The sequence below is a fragment of the Bifidobacterium sp. A11 genome (genome assembly GCF_000499185.1).
Lineage (GTDB): Bacteria > Actinomycetota > Actinomycetes > Actinomycetales > Bifidobacteriaceae > Bombiscardovia > Bombiscardovia mizhiensis.
This window is the reverse complement of record NZ_AWUO01000002.1, coordinates 94,243-111,583: the sequence shown is the minus strand read 5'-3', so window position 1 is coordinate 111,583 and position 17,341 is coordinate 94,243. Positions and strand designations below refer to the sequence as shown.

The following is a 17,341-nucleotide window of genomic DNA, read 5'->3' as shown; positions in this document are numbered from 1 at the left end:
TGCAAAACATCTCTATGAGCCTGCATAGGTATACCCGCCGAACCTTTGTGACCGGAGGTGCCCCCTTTGCTGGGCTGGATATATATAAAGAGGTGCTCTCTTCAAACGAATTTTGGACCACTCTTCTGCACACTCTTATCTTTGTGGTCGCCTCCATTGCCGTTCAGTACACTCTCGGACTGGCCCTGGCTGTTTTTTCAACCAATCATTCCATCTATCCTCCTTCTTAAGAGGCATTTTCCTGGTCCCTTGGCTTCTGCCCCCAATGGTTTCAGGAACGGTCTGGCAGTGGATGATGGACGCTGACAACGGAATTGTTAACAAGTTCTTGGGTCTATTTGGAGTCGACCCGATTTGGTGGCTGCAGGCAGATCATTCACTGTGGTCTGTGATCATCGCCAACATCTGGCTTGGAATACCTTTCAACCTAGTAATCCTCTATGCGGGTCTGCAGAACATTAACGGAGACCTCTATGAGGCTGCCGCGATTGACGGAGCAAATGCCTGGCAACGCTTCTGGAAAATTACCTTCCCCCTCTTGCGGCCAGTGACTCTCATTACCCTTATGCTGGGCTTCGTCTATACCCTAAAGACCGTCGACATTATCTGGATCATGACCCAGGGCACTGGTACCTCCCAGACCCTTGCTACCTGGGCCTATGCATTGGCTTTCGCCAAGGGTAGCAACATGACAATCAAGTACTCGGAGGCATCCGTTATAGGGACGGTGTTGATCCTGGTGGCCCTCATCTTTGCATTCATCTACCTCTGGGCACAGAAGAAGGAGGATGAACTGTCATGAAACCACGTCCTACATGGTGGAAAACGTTGATTGCGATCCTGATAACCATGGTTATGCTCTTCCCGCTCTACTGGATGATCAACATATCCTTCACCCAGCGCAGATCGATTCGAGCGGCGGACCTGTACCCCAAGGATTTCACATTCTCCAACTATTCGGCCATGATTCATACCCAACTGCCCTACCTAGGCACTTCGCTCTTGATAGCTTTCAGTGTGGTCATTGTGACGCTTATCATAGCTCTCCCGGCTTCCTATGCTCTGAGCTTCCTGAACTTCGCCGGCAGTCGCAGTATGAACTTCATCTTGATCCTGGCCCAGATGATACCGGCTGTGGTGATGTCATTGGGCTTCTATCAGATCTTCAATGACTTGGGGTTGCTTGACTCCATTCCAGGGCTAATTCTGGCTGACAGTACCTTATCAGTTCCCTTCGCGGTCATCCTGCAGACTGCTTTTATGCAAACCATGCCTAAGTCTTTGATCGAGGCGGCTAAAATTGATGGGGCTTCAAATTGGCGGATATTCATGGAGATCGTCATACCGTTGTCCCGGAACACCATAGTGACGACATCCCTTTTCGCCTTCCTTTGGTCTTGGTCGGACTTCATGTTCGCTTCGACGCTCAATGCAGGAGGCGGCAAAATGAGGCCCATAACCATGGGCATCTATGATTTCATTTCCGCCAATAACGAGGAGTGGGGCCCGTTGATGGCAACCGCCGTTATGGCTTCCGTTCCTACGGCTGTTCTTCTCTTGGTAGCACAGAAATATGTGGCAGCCGGCGTTACTGCCGGAGCCATTAAGGACTGATGAAATTTGAGCCGCACAATCCGACAGACTTGGCGTTCCGTAGAACTTGGATTCAATAAGCAAATTTCATTTAATACACAAAGTTTGGAGAGATCATGACGCAATTCAAGACAACAGAAGACGGTAAGGCCCTTCTCTGGACAGGGGATGGGGAATATCTGAGGATCGAACCATGGGGTCAGGGACTGCGCGTCCGTGCTTCTATGATGAGCCCGATCTCGTTGGACCAGGATTGGGCCCTCCTACCCTACAAGGGCCGAGGTAATTCCAGTATCGAGATCTTTCCAGATGAGGACCGGGCTACGGTGACCGTCGGTGATATCCGACTAATTGCGGAAGGAGGGTATGAGTGGAACGGCTCTCGTGGATATGGAGTTTCCACTTGTAGACTCCGGTTCTTCAACAAGGAGGGAAAATTCCTTTTTGAAGAGAGTGATAACGGGGGTTCGTTGAACCTGAAAGCCAGAGACTACCAGTCCATGTCGGGTGGTGATTATCGGGCTACTGTTACTTTTCGTGTTCCTGATGATGAGTGTTTGTATGGGATGGGTGAGTATCAGCAGGATCGGTTGGATTTGAAGGGGTGTTCGTTTGAGTTGGCGCATCGGAATTCGCAGGCGTCGGTGCCGTTTGTGGTGTCGAGTGCGGGGTATGGGTTTTTGTGGAATAATCCGGCGGTTGGTCGGGTGTCGTTTGCGTCGAATGGGACCAGGTGGTGTGCGGCTTCGACGCGGCAGATTGATTATTGGGTGACGGCGGGTTCGTCGCCGCGGGCTGTGGTGCGTCGGTATGCGGATGTGACGGGGCATGCGCCGGTGATGCCTGAGTGGGGGTTGGGTTTTTGGCAGTGCAAGCTGCGGTATTGGAATCAGCGTCAGGTGGAGGATGTGGTGGAGGGGTTCCGTCGTCGTGGGATCCCGTTGGATGTTGTGGTGGTGGATTTCTTCCATTGGCCGCATATGGGTGATTACCGGTTTGAGGATGAGTTCTGGCCTGATCCTGAGGGCATGTGCGAGCGGCTGCATGCCCAGGGCGTCAAGGTCATGGTCTCCGTCTGGCCCCAAGTAGCACTATCCAGCGAAAACTATGACCTGATGAGACAGAACAACCTGCTGATCCATGCCGAAAAAGGCGAAGATATAGCCATGATGTGCTGGGAGCCCTGTACCTTCGTCGATGTGACTAATCCTGAGGCTCGTAGGTTTGTTTGGGATCTGTGCAAGCACAATTATGCGGACAAGGGGGTGGATGCGTTCTGGCTGGATGAGGCTGAGCCTGAGTACGGGACGTATGATTTCGCTAATTACCGGTATTATGCCGGGCCCAATGTTGAGGTGGGGAACATCTATCCCCTGGAGTACAACAGGGGCTTTTATGAGGGTCAGCTGGAGGCGGGCCGGGAGGGCCGGATCGTGAATCTGACCCGGTGCGCCTGGGCTGGTTCGCAGCGGTACGGGGCTCTGGTCTGGTCGGGGGATGTGGGGTCCTCATTCCAGGATCTGAAGGCGCAGATCACCTGTGCCATCCACATGGGCATGGCCGGCATCCCCTGGTTCACCACCGACATGGGCGGCTTCCACGACGGGGACATCGAAGACCCCCAATTCAAAGAACTATTCATCCGCTGGTCTCAATTTTCCTGCTTCCTCCCTGTCATGCGGAACCACGGCAACCGCAGTCTTTCCCACCCACATGCCGATGACCCATCACTTGCCGCCTTGGATGCTCCGCATGAACGGCTTTTGAAAGAGGAGGGGGAGTTCAAGGAGATCGTCAGGGCCCAGGATGGTTCACCACGGTTCTATTCTGGCGCTGATAACGAGCCATGGTCCATGGGTAAGGAGGTTGAGGCCATTCTCGTAAAGTACATCACCATTCGAAATAAGATGCGACCCTACCTCCGTGAGCTATTTGATCAGGCCCACAAAGATGGCGACCCTATCGTACGGGGTCTCTTCTATGAGTTCCCTCAAGATCACAGGGCTGCCAGGTTGAGCGATGAGTATATGTTCGGACCGGATATTTTGGTGGCTCCTGTGGTCCAGGCTGGGGCTCGTTCTAGAGAAGTCTATCTGCCGGGCGGGGAAGAGACCATATGGGAGAATCTATCTGACGGCCAGATCTATCATGGCGGTGCATGGGAGACGGTTGAAGCTCCCTTGGACGTCATACCCCTCTTCGCGCGTCAGGGCAAAGATCAGGGATTAAGAAAGGCTATACAGGAGGCTTCCGCCTGAGCCTTTCTTGTCAAAGGCACCGTCGGGCCTAAGAACTCGACGGTGCCTCCTCTGCTTGCATGGTGAAGATGTGTTCTGTGAATATGAGACAGAACTTTTCTTTATCGTTTTCTATGGGAATGATCCCCAGCCTAAGTGAGCAGTTGGCTGCGTCTTTCTTCAGGATGGACCAACCGATATCAAGCTCTTCCGTTTGTCGTCATAATTCTGCATCAGGTCGAAGCACGTGCCTCGGCTTTCCAGATTTCATAACGCGCTCATTAGTGGAGTAATTTTCATAGTTGAGCGATAGTTAATTTCGCGAGTATCGCGATTCATCTGACGCAACTGAATCACCTCACTCAGAGCCCTAATAGAGGGTTGACCAAGATATACGTAGATCCGGTGGTGATAGCTATGATTAATTGTCATGACCGAAGTGCCATTCCGTCTGAGAACGTCAAGATGGAATGGCACTTCGGCAGGTGCTTGGTTGAAAGGTGCAGTCTACAAATCTGCATGCAGCCAGACGCTCATCGCTCCTTCGGCGCGATTAGCCCAGGCATAATAGGGGATCAGTGTCATTGTTGATTTTTGGCTGCCTATCGATTCTTGGGCTGAATCATACGATTCGTATAAATTCGGCGAGGTATTCTCCTGTAGTTCACATGGCACTTTTAGGGTCATAACACCGCCTAACAGATCTTTCTGATACTTGGTTTCCACTTCGTTGCTCGGCGTGCGTAGGGCTTCATGGGTGACGCGATACCTATGGAGCGGTTGGTCATTGTCAGCGCCTTCGGCGCAGAAAACCTGGGGGCCACGTATGAACGCCACCTTGTAGGAGTCTGCTCGAACAGTTGATGAGGCAACCATAGCCTTGGGTTCCATATCCAATGCGAGCGACATTGATACATGATTATCATCAGGTCCGATTTCTATGAATACGAAGCCTTGATATGGCTTTGTCGTGATAAGCTGACTGTCCCTCACGACGGTATAGTGCTTCTGCGACCAGGACGGTATGCGTATTGCGAAGGAGAATTGTGCCTTCTCTGGGTTGTCGATTTCGAATCTGATCTCCCCTGTTCGAGGGAAGTCGCTTTGCTGTTCGATGACGATTCCGTGGTCAAACTTTGTCCGGTTGGCTATAAATTGATGAGAATAAATGATATCCATGCCGTTGTGACGATCGACAACATAGATGTATTTATCAATAGAGGCAACTAATCGGGCGATGTTCGATGGGCAACAGGCACAGCCGAACCATTCAGCACGATGTGTGAGCACATGAGCATAGTCGGGGTTAGATCTTGATGCTTCGGGATCGGCATCAAGAGGGTTGACATAGAAGAAATGTGAACCATCCAGGGACATCCCACTGATAGCTCCGTTAAACAGCTCCTTTTCCAGGATATCGGCATATTCGCTGCGTTGATCAATCTGAAGCATCCTGCGGGCGAACATCGCCATAGCCACTGAGGCGCACGATTCTCCATACATCGTCCCATTGGGCAGGTCGTAATCGTAAGTGAAGGCTTCTCCCTGATGTGTGGAACCCACTTGGCCAGTGATATACATCCGGCGATGGACGATATCTGTCCAGAGTTTTTGAGCCTCTTGAATCAGTGATGTGTCATTCGTCAGTCGGCCTGTCATAGCTGCCCCGATGCACAGATAAATTAGCCTTACGGCATGACCGTTGGCGGATTCTTGCTGAGTGAAGGGCTTGTCTATCTGGTAATAGGTGTGATCGAATCGGTTGTCATCAAGCACTGGGATTCCACTGGGGCCTTGACGGAATTGCTCGTCTAAGAAGTCCGGATTTTGCCCACGTTCATGAATGAAGAATGAGGCCAGTCGCAAATACCGCCTCTCGCCGGTCACTTCGTAAAGACGAGGAAGAGCTATTTCAATCTCAGGATGCCCATCTACTCCATGTATTTTGCCGTCTTCTGGGCCGAAATGTGCATCAATGCAATCTGCCATGCCACGTGCAATGAGCAAGGCTTTTTCGTTGCCTGTGCTTCTGTAATAGGCTGTAGCAGCTTCGATGTAGTGCCCCATTGTATAGAGCTCATGTGATTGGCGGAGTCTGTGGAATCGCTCCTTTGGCGCGTCAATTTGGAAAAGGGTGACTAGGTATCCATCTTTGTCTTGAGCCATACTGATCAGATCAATGAGTCGGTCTGCCAGGGTGCGCAGATCCTTATCGTACCGATATTGAAGAGTGTAGGCGACAGCTTCCAGCCATTTGTAGAGATCCGAGTCCTGGAATTGGTATCCCGTGTGATGTCCTGATTTGAGCCCCGCCGCAATTTCAAGGTTACGTAGGGTATGGCCTCTCGGGGGTTCTGACATTTGTCCCGACGAAGGGTCCTTAGGAGTGCTGTATTGCCTTTCGTCGGCCATGACCGACCACTGATAGGGCAGAACTTTTTCCGCGATCAGTTGTCGATAATTGTTCCAGAATTCCGAGGTGATTTCGACTGAAATATTGTTGGAGATTGACATGACTTTCCTTGTGTGATGAGCGACGGATGCTTTGGGTTCCTAAGGACTTTTATCCCTTGACAGCACCGGACATGAAACCTCGCACATAGTATTTCTGAAGGGCGAGGAAGAGAAATGCGCAAGGAATCATCAGGACTACAACACCTGCCTCGGTTATGCCATAGTCTATGGCGCCCAAGGCTTGGGAACGCATGTTGACCATGGCAAGAGGCAGCGGCGCGTTCTCTGAACCGACCAGGTAGAGGGGAATCATGAAGTTGTTCCAAGCTTCAAGGAAGGCTAGGAGCCCGACCGTGATCATGGACGGGAGGACGGATGGGACAAGTATGCGAACCAGGGCCGTGAAAGAATTGCAACCATCGCATAGGGCTGCTTCCTCTAGAGATTTCGGAACCGTGTTGAAGGCGATACGCATGATGAATGTACCCATGGGCAATTGGAAAAGCGTCAGAACCAGCCCTACTCCGACCAGGGAGTCATTCAGGCCGATGTTCTTGAACCAAACCATCATGGGAATCAGCAAGGAAGCATAAGGCACCATCAGTATGCTGAGTGTCACCATGAACCCCAGATTTCTTCCAGGATAACGGAAACGGCTGAACGAATACCCAGCCAAGGTACAGACGACAACGGAGAAAACTACGGCAATGACAGTAACGATCACCGAATTCAAAACATAGTGCAGTAGACCTTCCTGGTAATGGGCCAGTTTAAGGTAGTTGGCGAATCCCCATCCTGAGGATTGCGATGATCCGGGTTGTGGAGACACGGAACAAACCACCACCCAGACCAGAGGCGCTAAGAAGATCAGAGCGAGTACGGCCTGAAGTACCCGTGCCGTGTATGTTTTCCAACGAGGTGTAGACATAACCTGCTTCTTTCAGTCGTTATCATCGCGCATGCCGCGCAACTGAATCGAATTCAATACAATCAGGGCCATCAACACACATAACGACAGGGCAGCTGCCATGCCGAGGTCCTTCTTGGATTCAAAGGCGAAGCTGTAGATGAGCTGTACAACGGTCAAGGTGGAGTTGTTGGGTCCTCCGCGTGTGATGATGAAAAATTGGTCGAATGCAAGGATCGATCCTGTTACGCAGTAGACCAAACACATGATGATGGTTGGTCGCATCAAAGGCAGGGTTATCGACGTGAAGATACGCAGAGGGCTTGCCCCATCCATCCTGGCCGCTTCATACAAGTCACCGGGTATCGCCTGTAGACCGATCATCATGAGGAGCATGTAGTATCCGGAGAAACGCCACACGATTACGACAATTGTCGCCCACATTGCGCTGCGCCCTGTGGCAAGGACCGAGTCGCCTGGATTCATGAGTCCCAGGAAACTGAGGATGCCGCTTACTGGGCCGACCTGTGGAGAGTACATTGCGTAGAAAAGAAGTGACGCGGAGGCCAGACCTGTGGCGCTAGGCAAAAGGAAGCAGGTTCGGAGGATGCTGTTCCGCCGGCTTGATTCCTGCACGATCAAAGCCAATCCCAATCCCAAGGCCAGGAGGATCACAGTCACGATGACCGTGTACTCGAGAGTGAAAACAATGGATTGGCAGAGTAATGGGTGCTGGAATACCTTGATGAAGTTGTCAGGGAAGTTGAATCCCCGGCTTCCGCTCATTAGGCCCCAGCGTGAACATGCCATAACGACCAGGAGAAGGCATGGGATGAAGAGCAGGGTGACTATGAACACCCAATCAGGGAGTGCGTAGAGCCATCCTCGTCTAGTCTCGGCCTTTTCGACATCAGTCAAGCCATGATTTTTGGATCTTTTGCCGCGTGCCGGATTCCGCGTATTTTGACCGGCCATTGTGTTTCCTTTCATGGATGCAGATAGAGTGCGCATATACGAGTGGGGTATTGCAGACGCTTTTAGCTGTGGATTAAGCGATTTCAATGAGCTTCAAGGTATGAGCAATGGCAAGGTACCCTACTGTTTTCAACTTCGCAGGGCACCTTACCAAAGAGTCGACGGATGAGTATGCCAATCACTGACTGAGGACAGCCGTTATCGCCTTATTGTCGGCTTCGAGCTTTGAGGCATCTCCCCATATTTGATTCTGCAGAAGAATCTGCCATGGTGATCCGGAAGCGTTGAATGCTTCATTGAAATGTGGAGAGACTGGTGTGCGGCCATTTGCTAGAGTGCTGTTCTCGATCTGTATCCGCGGATCTGATTGGCTGTACCCATTTTTGAGCACTTTCAGATTTGCGGCCGTGTCACCTTTGTCAGCGAAGGCACCTTGCTGCGCCTTTTCTCCTGTCAGCCACTTGAGGAAGTTCCATGCCTGGTCGGTCTTCTTTGAATCCTTGCTGATGCCTATGGCATCTCCGCCTAAGAAAGTCGATCCTTTGCCTTCCTTGGTGCCTGGGATAGGAGCGACGCCAAAGTGGAATCCGCCATTCTGCTCATTCTTTATCAGGGAAGCAATGGCAGTACCGGAGTATGGCATGACGCCAATCTTGCCGTTGAGGAAGGGGGTCGTCCACGTTGAACAGTTCTCTTCCTTGGAGCCTGCGCCGATTCCATTTTTAGTCTCTGCCAGGTCTCTGTATGCTTCATACACCTTCTTAGCGGAGGGGCCATCTAGCAAGGATTTGGTACCTTCCTTATTCATGACTTGGTCTCCGCTGGCCCAAACCATGGGGAAGAGCATAAAGATATCGGCTCCTCCGCATTGGCCGCCGACATAGGTTCCGGCAACCCCTTCATGGTCAAGCGCGGCAACCGCCTTCGCCTGTTGCTGGAATTCCTGAATTGTTGCAGGTCCCTTCTCGGGATCCAAGCCTGCCTGTTTATAGAGATCTTTGTTCCAAACCATGACTGAAACATCGGTGAAGAAAGGCAATGTATAGTTTCGGTTTTCCACCGTACCTGCGTCGATATGCCCCTGTTGCAGGTCTTTAAGATTGCTTAGGCCCTTGATCTGCTTGGTTATGTCAGAGAAAATCCCCTCAGAAGCCCAGTATGGTATCCTCACCACGTCTCCTGACAGAAGATCTGGCAGAGAATCCGTCTGGGAAGAGCTACCTACTTTTCCCTCCATATCTTCACTGGGCACAAGCTTGAGTTTGACGGAGTTCTTATGGGACTTGTTGTACAGGTTGACCACGTTCTTAGCCTGTGATTCCTTATCAGAGCGAACCCAAAGGACCAGTTCGGTTCCATCGTCGGTTCCGTCCGCAGTGATGTTTTTTGTGTTGGCTTCGCTGCTGCTGCCGCAGGCGGCGAGTCGGCCGACGCAGAGCACAGAAGCCATCAGGCCAAGACATAAGCGCTTTGTGATTGATGTTGGTGTACGAGGATTTACCATATTGGCCTCCAATGCCCGGAACTCTTCTTCGAGCGGTTTCCTGTATGTACATTCCGGTTTGAATAGACGATCTTTAGTAGTCCAAAAGCTCAATCTGTGCAAACCTTTTCACAATATATAATATCAATCAAAGCATGTCAATTTGGAGTTTCTATCTTTTAAAATGTGAAATAAATAAATTTATTATTTTCACACGTAGTAAACTTGTTTGAGATTAGCGGCTTCGGCATGTATCCAGGGGGCAATATGGAAAAGGGCTCAAGAAAAAAATCTGCAAGACTAGTGGATGTAGCGGAGCGGGCTGGGGTTTCTGTGGCCACCGCTTCAAAAGCCCTTCATGATAATCCACGTGTGAGTGCACGAACCAGGAATCATGTCCAGAGGATCGCCAGTGAGTTGGCCTATACCCCTAATAAACTTGCCCAGTCGCTGGTCAGCGGGCTTACGGGAACTGTCGGACTGGTTACCTCGGATATGCAAGGCCGGTTCTCAACTCAGATTCTGATCGGTGCCGAGAACACCCTTGAGACCCAGTCCTTCTCGGTTCTTCTGACCAATGCCCGGGGTGATTCGTCCTTGGAGGCTTTGCATGTTAGGAAATTGCTTTCCTTGAAGGTGGACGGTTTTATTCTGATGGGAAGGGAGACCGACCCCCGTGCATCCTGGGGTTCTGATTTGAATGTACCCTTGGTGTACGCTTATGCTCCCTCTACAGATCCGAACGATGCTTCAATCACTTGCGATAACGTTGATGCTGGGAAAATGGCTGTCAACCATCTCATTTCCTGCGGTCGCCACAAAATTGCCATAATTGGTGGGGATGGAACCTTTGCAGCATCACAGGACCGGACCAAGGGCTCCATGGCTGCGCTCAAAGAAGCTGGCCTGAAGCCAGCGGGTCCTGTTAGATTTGGTCAGTGGGACGGCTCTTGGGGAAGGGGGGCCACTCGATTGTTGCTTGATCAGAATGTCGATTTTGATGCGGTTGTGTGTCAGAATGACCAGATAGCGCGGGGTTGCATTGATGTGTTGAAGGAGCGCGGGATCCGTGTTCCTGAAGATGTCGCGGTTATCGGACATGACAATTGGAGCGAGCTGGTTGACATTTCCCGTCCAGAACTTACCAGCATTGACAATAACGCCATTGAAATCGGCAGTCAGGCTGCTCAGATGCTTCTGGATGCCATAGGAGGTAAGCCCCACCATGGCATCCGCTATCTGCCTTGCCGCCTTGTGCAGCGGGGATCGACGGTGCTGCTTGATTAGTGTTTATGGTCAGCAAGGCTGGTGGGGATGCCTGCGTCAGGCGTCTTCAATGGCGGGGGAGTAAGGCGCATATAGCATATAGATAGTGCAATACTCTTTCTTACTTCTCAGGTATTATTTCAGCAACCTTGTTTGGAAAGTGTCAATCGAGTCTTTTTCTGGCATTGTGATGCACAAGGCTGTCACAATCGTGCTGTTTAGTGCCACAGTATCTTGTGGACAATGGAATTATGGGCTTAGGGATCAAATTTTATAAGGCATAAGAGTGTGGATTATGTGGGATGTTCTATCCGAAGCCAGTAGAGAGGCACTCCGAATGAGCCTTATTACGAAAGCCCTTTCAACACCATATCGGCATCCAAGCCGTTCTGCTTATGCCAACAAAGTGCATTTGCCTTCATTCGCCATGTTGAGCATAGGGCATCAGCGATCAGGAAGGCTCATGTCATTACCGGATAAGCAGGCTTGATTGTTGAGTTTGCGAGAAGTGTCACGCATGCCACCGTCCATGGCATCGTCAAAGACGGCTGATTTCGTTGCTGACATCGGCATCTATTGAAATGGACAGATTGCGTCCGAATTATGGATACCGATTGGGCGTTTGCATCCTGGTGCTCTAGCATCGTGGCCATGAAGAAAACGACATCACTGAAGCCTTGGTTGCCCAAGGGTGTCTTCTTCTATGTCGATGCCCGATGGCGTTGATGTTGTAGTCGGTTCTTCTTCTGATTCCTCTACTTACCTCGGTGTTTGAGGTTGTTCTTGTATTATCTGCGGACATGCTGCCATAGGAAATCCATATCCATGGCGTACTGACTCGGCATCAGGTGGGGTTTCGCTGCCGTTTCAAGCCGCAGCATTTGACCTAGGAAGTCCCCTAATGACTATCAACGTAACTATGGAATCTCACAGGTTTTCCAGCGACCTCGATGCCCTGGCCATCTACAGACGGCTGTGCATCAGATATCGGGAGGATCAGCTCTTCCTCCTGGAGTCTCTGAGTGGCCCCAACAAGGACCGGAAGCGCTCAGTTATCGGGTTCGAGCCGATGCTGACCCTGAGCGTGACGGACCATGTCATGACCATCGATCCTTTGGGCAATGCTCAGCTGACTGGGATGCTGGAGCCCTTTGGCCCGATTGAGCATGGGGTGGTCCATCATCCGGTCCCCGACATCCAAGAGGTTTTTGCAGTGCTGAGGCGGCTGGAATCCTCCTTCGCCATCAGCGGCGACCACGAAGGCCCCTTCGGAATGGGCTGGTTCGGCTATTTCGGGTATGACACCATCTTCATGATCGAGGATCTGGAGGAGCGCACACCAAGGGACGCGGCCTTGCCGGTCATTTCCTTGACCCTGTATCGGGGAATCATCACTTTGGATCTGAAGGCTGGCGGCTACTGCGCCACTTTGATCCATGCCGAAGAGGGTTCGGCCGAATGCGGCATTCCAGAGGGCGGGGAAAATCTGCGAGAGCGCGGATCTTCTACACGGTCTGGTGCACAGATCCAGAATGCGGCAATTGAAAGCGGCGGGCACGGTCATGGATTCGCGTCGTTGGAAGAGGTGGTGGAGCTGCTCAAATCCGACGCATTGTCGGAGCAATCTTCTGAATCGCATGCTGACCAGGGTGGCATACAGGATGGCATAGGGCCGGACTATCCATATAAGGCCCACGACACGATTGACCGGGACCTCTTCTATCGGTGGTTTGCCAAGGGCAAGGAGCACATAGCCCAGGGAGATGTGTACCAGCTCCAGCTCGGGCATGAGATTCAGGTGGACTCCAGGATTCCGCCCTTCCAGGTCTACCAGCGGCTGCGCCAGCAGGACCCGTCCCCCTATATGTACTATTTTGTGACTCCCCAAGGGGTGCATGTCATCGGCGCCAGCCCCGAGCTCTTCATCGGGCTGACTCCTGATGGTGACATAACCCTGCGGCCCATCGCCGGAACGGTCGGCAATCCCGGAGATGGAGAGGCCCGCCAGGCGGCCATCAGGCAACTGACCGGCGACCCCAAGGAGCGGGCCGAGCACCTGATGCTGGTGGACCTGGGCCGCAACGACGTAGCCAGGTGCTGCACACCCGAATCCTTGGAGGTGGACCGGCTGATGACCACCGAGGTTTACTCCCACGTCATTCATATGGTCTCGGATGTGGTCGGTCGAATCCGGCCTGGCCTGGACAAGTACGACGTCTTCTCGGCCGCCTTCCCCGCCGGCACCATGACAGGAACCCCCAAGGTGCGCGCCGTGGAGATCATCGAGGAGACCGAGGTCAGTTCGCGCGGGGTATATGCCGGGGCGGTGGGCTTCCTCGGATTTGACGGCCAGGTCCTGACGGCGCTGTGCATAAGGACAGCCTCCTGCCATTCGGGCAGATACCACCTGCGCGCCTCGGCCGGAATCGTCGAGGATTCTCAGCCGGAAAGCGAATGGCAGGAAACCATGAAGAAGATGAGTTCGGCCTATCTGGCCATCACCGGAAAGGAGCTGGCCCATGAGAGTCTTGCTGGTTGATGCCTTCGACAGTTTCGTCTATGTGGTCAAGAACTACGTGGACCTGTTGGGCGCCGATACGACCATTGTCCGGGTGAACCACCTTGCCGAGGTGGACCCGCTCACCTTTGACGCGGTCATTCTGGGTCCCGGACCGGGTCGCCCGGAAGACTGCGGCTACCTGGAGCTCTTGGACCAGGTGGCAGGACGGAAGCCGGTCTTCGGCATCTGTTTGGGCATGCAGGCCATCGCGGTACACGCCGGAGCTCGGGTGGTCAGGGCCTCCAGTCGTCAGCACGGCAAGGTGAGCGGGATAAGCAACGACGGGAAGGGCTGCTTCAAGGGCCTGCCCGATACCTTCGATGTGACCAGATACCATTCCCTGGTTGCCGACGAGGCTTCGGTCAGTCAGGTCGCCGACCTGGAGATCAGCGCGCGCTCGCTTCTGGATGGCTATGTGATGGGTCTGAGGCGGGACAGGTCGCTCATGGAGGGCATCCAGTTCCACCCCGAGAGCATCGGTAGCCAGTATGGTCACCAGGTTATTGCCAATTTCTTCCAGGAGTACTCCGGCTGATTTGATGGGGACTGTCTCATCAGGACCGGATCGGGTTGTTTTCTCCCGCAATCCGCCATTCAGTAAGCAAAGCCAGTAATTTCTCTGGGTAAGTCCGGCAAGATGCTGCGGCGGATTCGATTTGGCAGCCCATGACCTGGACCTGACGCTCACACGATCAGGGGAACTTGTGCGACCGCTCTCTAAACTCACAGGTCAGGAAGGACAAAGGTGGGTGGCCGTTCGTGTGTGAGATTCGGCCGGTCAGGACATCTCGCTGCGGCCCTGGCGCCAATAACCCATGAAAGATACGTTGCGACGGTCCATTCCCCGGTCTCTGACCAGCATGCGTCTCAGCTCGCGAACGGTGGCTGCCTCTCCGGCGATCCAGGCATACAGGTCGTCGGCATGAATAGAGGCATCGGCTTGGGTGGCATCGGCAGTCTCCCAGAGCAGCTCTTTGTCGATATCGACCTCTGTGAATTCCTGGGAGGATTCAGCGGCTGCGGCCGTAGGCGAATGGATCGGTAGGTCCTCCAGCAGGCTGCGCATGGCTTCAGTCAGGGCGTGCCCATGCCCGGATTCGTCGCAGGTCGTCCAAATTATGCGGATTCCTTCATCCTCGGGCAGTGGAAGACGATCCTCTTCGGTCGGGACTTCGATCACTGCCACCCCCTCTCCCTGCCAGTGGTCGCGGATCAGGCTGTCCATTATGGCGGCGATGGCTGGTACCGCCGTCTCGTCGCCCACTAGGAGGAGATGTCTGGATTGCCCTGGATGAAAGTCCATACCTGCGACCGGTCCTCCGGCCTGTGCATTCGGGCCGATGATGATGGCCTGGTCGCCAGGCCTTGCAACCTCTGCGAAGGCTCCAGCCGGTCCGGCATGATCGTGGATGACGAAGTCCACATCGATTTGCTCGCTCTCGGGTCTGACCTTGCGAACCGTATAGGTGCGCAGGGGATTGCGGCGCTCTGCGGGCAGGGTCCTCCACTTTCGGTACCAAGCAAGTGGATCTTCAGGGGTCGCCTCGAAGAAGGAAGAGGGCGGCACGGATCCGTCGGGGAGGGGCAGGAGGATTTTGATTCGCTCATCGTAGCCAGCGTCTGCAAAAATCTTCAGATTCGGTCCCTGGAAGACGATCCGCTTGAAGTGGGGCGAGAGCGTTTCCGCTCTGGCTACGGAGACGCGGAAGGGAATCAAAGGGACAGGCTGATTGTTGGCTTGGTGTTCCATGACTAGCTCTCTTTCGGTTGGTATTTATGGGTTGGCCTTGGTGTCGGGTTGTCGCTGTTCAGGTTGTAGCGGCTTGAGACTTTGTGGCTTGAGGCTTTGCGGTTTGGGACGTCGGGGTAAGCGATGTGGGGAGCGGAACGAGAGGTTTTACATCATTGGGTTGTTTGGTGTCGTTCTGCCGAGTCATCTCAGTGTACGTGTACATTACAAGCCCCGCCAGAGTGAGCTGCAAGACTATGGAGGGGAGCAGGTGTCATCAGTGGAGTGCCGGTGGACCCATCCTTCACCACGGTGGACGCGATGTCGAACACCTCCGTGACCAGGTTCTCGGTCATGACCTCGTCGGGAGCGCCCAGGGCGACCCTCCTGCCATCCTTGATGGCCAGGATCCAATCCGAGTATCTGGCGGCCATGTTCAGGTCGTGGAGAACCATGACCACCGTGACGCCCTCCTGCCTGTTCAGGGTGCTCAGCAGGTCAAGCACCTCAAGTTGGTAGGCGATGTCGAGATACGTGGTCGGCTCGTCAAGAAGGAGTATGTCGGTCTGCTGGGCGAGGGTCAGGGCAATCCAGGCGCGCTGGCGCTGGCCTCCGGACAGGCGGTCGATTGGACACCCCGCCATATCGGTCAGTCCGGTCAGGGCAAGGGCCCGTTCCACCGCCTTTTCATCCTTGGTCGTCCACCGTTCTACGAAGTGGTGGTGGGGGTATCGGCCGCGAGCGACCAGGTCGGCGATGGTGATGCCGGCGGGGGCTGACGGGTTCTGTGGCAACAGCCCCAGAATCGTTGCAACCTTGCGAGTGGGGATGCTGGTGATGGGCTCTCCATCCAGCATGACGGCCCCCGAGGCCGGTTTCAGTATCCTGGCCATGGCCTTGAGGAAGGTTGATTTTCCGCACCCGTTGGGTCCGATGATGGACCCCATCGTGTGTGGGGGTACATCCAGACTCAGGTCCTCGATGACCGTACGCCCGCCATAGGTGAGACGAAGGTGCGAGGCGGTCAGCCTATGCGCGCTGCTCCAGGAGTCGTGTGCCGGGGATGACGTCATGATGTTCAGAGCTCCTGTCTGCGGGTCATGAGGACCATGATCAGGATGAGGACGGGGCCGCCCACAATGCTGGTGATGATGCCGACCGGCACCTGGGTTGTGGGCAGATGTTGGGCGACGATGTCCGACCCCAGAACCAGGCAACCTCCCACCAGGCCCGACTGGATAAGGGCCGATGTTCCCCGACCAACCAGGACTGTGGCGATGGGGCCGGAGAGGAACGAAACAAAGGAGATGGGACCGGTGGTCGCCGTTGCGACGGCCAGGAGCAGCACACCCACGATGATCACCTCGAACTGGACACGGCTTACCCTGACTCCCAGTCCGGCGGCCATCTCCGGTCCCAGCTGCAGTGTGCTGACATTCCTGTCGAGTGCCAGCAGGAGCATGGCGCCGACCAGGGTTGTTGTTGCCAGTATGGGTAGATCGGACCACTGGGCATCGGCCAGGCTGCCCGTCAACCATCGGGTAGCTGTCTGGATGTCCCATTGGTTGCTGCGAATCATCAGCCAGGAACCCAGAGCATTGAACCCTGCGGCCACTCCGATTCCGATCAGTATCAGCCGGGTCGGGTCGAACGAACCGCGCCAGGCCAGGGCCATGACCAGGAGGGCTGTCATGAGACCACCCACGACCGCCAGGCAGGCCAGAGGCATGCCCGACAGGCCCAATACGACAATGCCGAAGATGGCGGCCGTGTTGGCTCCGGCCGTGATGCCGATGATATCCGGGCTGGCCATCATGTTGCGCAGGAGATGCTGGAAACCAATCCCGGCCATACCGAATGCGATGCCGGCGACGCAGCCGATCAGCGCCCTGGGCATACGGAGTTGGAGAATCACGAACCTGGTCCCCTCGTCCCCCTGCCCCAGGAGTGCTCCAATCAGGTCGTTCATGGAGTATGTGCGGTGTCCCAGAACCAGGTCGGACAGCGCGAGAGCAACCAGGAGTACCACAAGCAGGATGGTGACCGCCAGTGAACGAACGGTATGGGTCCGTCGTATCCGTTGCAGGTCGGTCATCGCATCGTGCCTACGCGAATCATAGAGGGAACAAGCATCCAT

General features: G+C 54.0%; 13 protein-coding genes and 1 pseudogene. 7 read left to right on the top strand and 7 right to left on the bottom strand.

Annotated elements, in window-relative coordinates:
* The first annotated feature begins 112 nt into the window (after positions 1 to 112).
* The 4 genes and pseudogenes from P273_RS09210 to P273_RS0103115 all read left to right on the top strand — a co-directional run bounded on the left by P273_RS09210 (position 113) and on the right by P273_RS0103115 (position 3,851).
* Positions 113 to 802, top strand: coding sequence for a carbohydrate ABC transporter permease (locus P273_RS09210; RefSeq protein ID WP_253269560.1), 690 nt, complete (start codon positions 113 to 115; stop codon positions 800 to 802).
* Positions 799 to 1,614: a carbohydrate ABC transporter permease gene (locus tag P273_RS0103120; RefSeq protein WP_024627033.1), complete on the top strand. Its 816-nt coding sequence runs from the start codon at positions 799 to 801 to the stop codon at positions 1,612 to 1,614. Before P273_RS09210 ends, P273_RS0103120 begins: the two co-directional genes overlap by 4 nt.
* 95 nt (positions 1,615 to 1,709) lie before the next feature.
* A pseudogene (locus tag P273_RS10245) lies at positions 1,710 to 2,279 on the top strand (family 31 glucosidase); the annotation flags it as partial.
* 84 nt (positions 2,280 to 2,363) lie between these two features.
* Positions 2,364 to 3,851 (top strand): TIM-barrel domain-containing protein, encoded by a 1,488-nt coding sequence (locus P273_RS0103115; RefSeq protein ID WP_253269559.1) that lies wholly within the window; start codon positions 2,364 to 2,366, stop codon positions 3,849 to 3,851.
* Positions 3,852 to 4,337: 486 nt separating this feature from the next.
* Here the strand turns inward: P273_RS0103115 and P273_RS0103110 are convergent, their stop codons facing one another.
* The 4 genes from P273_RS0103110 to P273_RS0103095 form a co-directional block, all read right to left on the bottom strand.
* Complete coding sequence (locus P273_RS0103110) at positions 4,338 to 6,344, bottom strand: glycoside hydrolase family 127 protein (protein WP_024627031.1); 2,007 nt, start codon at positions 6,342 to 6,344, stop codon at positions 4,338 to 4,340.
* Between the two features lie 49 nt (positions 6,345 to 6,393).
* A complete protein-coding gene (locus tag P273_RS10205; protein WP_024627030.1) occupies positions 6,394 to 7,212 on the bottom strand; it encodes a carbohydrate ABC transporter permease in 819 nt (272 codons plus the stop codon).
* 12 nt (positions 7,213 to 7,224) lie between these two features.
* A complete protein-coding gene (locus P273_RS0103100) occupies positions 7,225 to 8,166 on the bottom strand; it encodes a carbohydrate ABC transporter permease (RefSeq protein WP_024627029.1) in 942 nt (313 codons plus the stop codon).
* Between the two features lie 178 nt (positions 8,167 to 8,344).
* Complete coding sequence (locus tag P273_RS0103095) at positions 8,345 to 9,670, bottom strand: ABC transporter substrate-binding protein (protein WP_051354112.1); 1,326 nt, start codon at positions 9,668 to 9,670, stop codon at positions 8,345 to 8,347.
* 246 nt (positions 9,671 to 9,916) lie between these two features.
* Here P273_RS0103095 and P273_RS0103090 point away from each other — a divergent pair, with 246 nt between their 5' ends.
* The 3 genes from P273_RS0103090 to P273_RS0103080 all read left to right on the top strand — a co-directional run bounded on the left by P273_RS0103090 (position 9,917) and on the right by P273_RS0103080 (position 14,010).
* Positions 9,917 to 10,936 (top strand): LacI family DNA-binding transcriptional regulator, encoded by a 1,020-nt coding sequence (locus tag P273_RS0103090; RefSeq protein WP_024627027.1) that lies wholly within the window; start codon positions 9,917 to 9,919, stop codon positions 10,934 to 10,936.
* 880 nt (positions 10,937 to 11,816) lie between these two features.
* Positions 11,817 to 13,454: an anthranilate synthase component I family protein gene (locus tag P273_RS0103085; protein ID WP_029676076.1), complete on the top strand. Its 1,638-nt coding sequence runs from the start codon at positions 11,817 to 11,819 to the stop codon at positions 13,452 to 13,454.
* Positions 13,435 to 14,010 (top strand): aminodeoxychorismate/anthranilate synthase component II, encoded by a 576-nt coding sequence (locus tag P273_RS0103080; protein ID WP_024627025.1) that lies wholly within the window; start codon positions 13,435 to 13,437, stop codon positions 14,008 to 14,010. Before P273_RS0103085 ends, P273_RS0103080 begins: the two co-directional genes overlap by 20 nt.
* A gap of 243 nt (positions 14,011 to 14,253) precedes the next feature.
* Here the strand turns inward: P273_RS0103080 and P273_RS0103075 are convergent, their stop codons facing one another.
* The 3 genes from P273_RS0103075 to P273_RS0103065 form a co-directional block, all read right to left on the bottom strand.
* On the bottom strand, positions 14,254 to 15,225 hold the full coding sequence (locus P273_RS0103075) for a siderophore-interacting protein (protein ID WP_024627024.1): 972 nt from the start codon (positions 15,223 to 15,225) through the stop codon (positions 14,254 to 14,256).
* A 188-nt stretch (positions 15,226 to 15,413) separates the two neighbouring features.
* Positions 15,414 to 16,277, bottom strand: a complete 864-nt coding sequence (locus P273_RS0103070) for an ABC transporter ATP-binding protein (protein WP_024627023.1) — start codon at positions 16,275 to 16,277, stop codon at positions 15,414 to 15,416.
* 5 nt (positions 16,278 to 16,282) lie between these two features.
* Positions 16,283 to 17,341 carry an iron chelate uptake ABC transporter family permease subunit gene (locus P273_RS0103065; protein ID WP_029676074.1) on the bottom strand — a complete coding sequence of 353 codons (1,059 nt, stop codon included), beginning with the start codon at positions 17,339 to 17,341 and terminating at the stop codon, positions 16,283 to 16,285.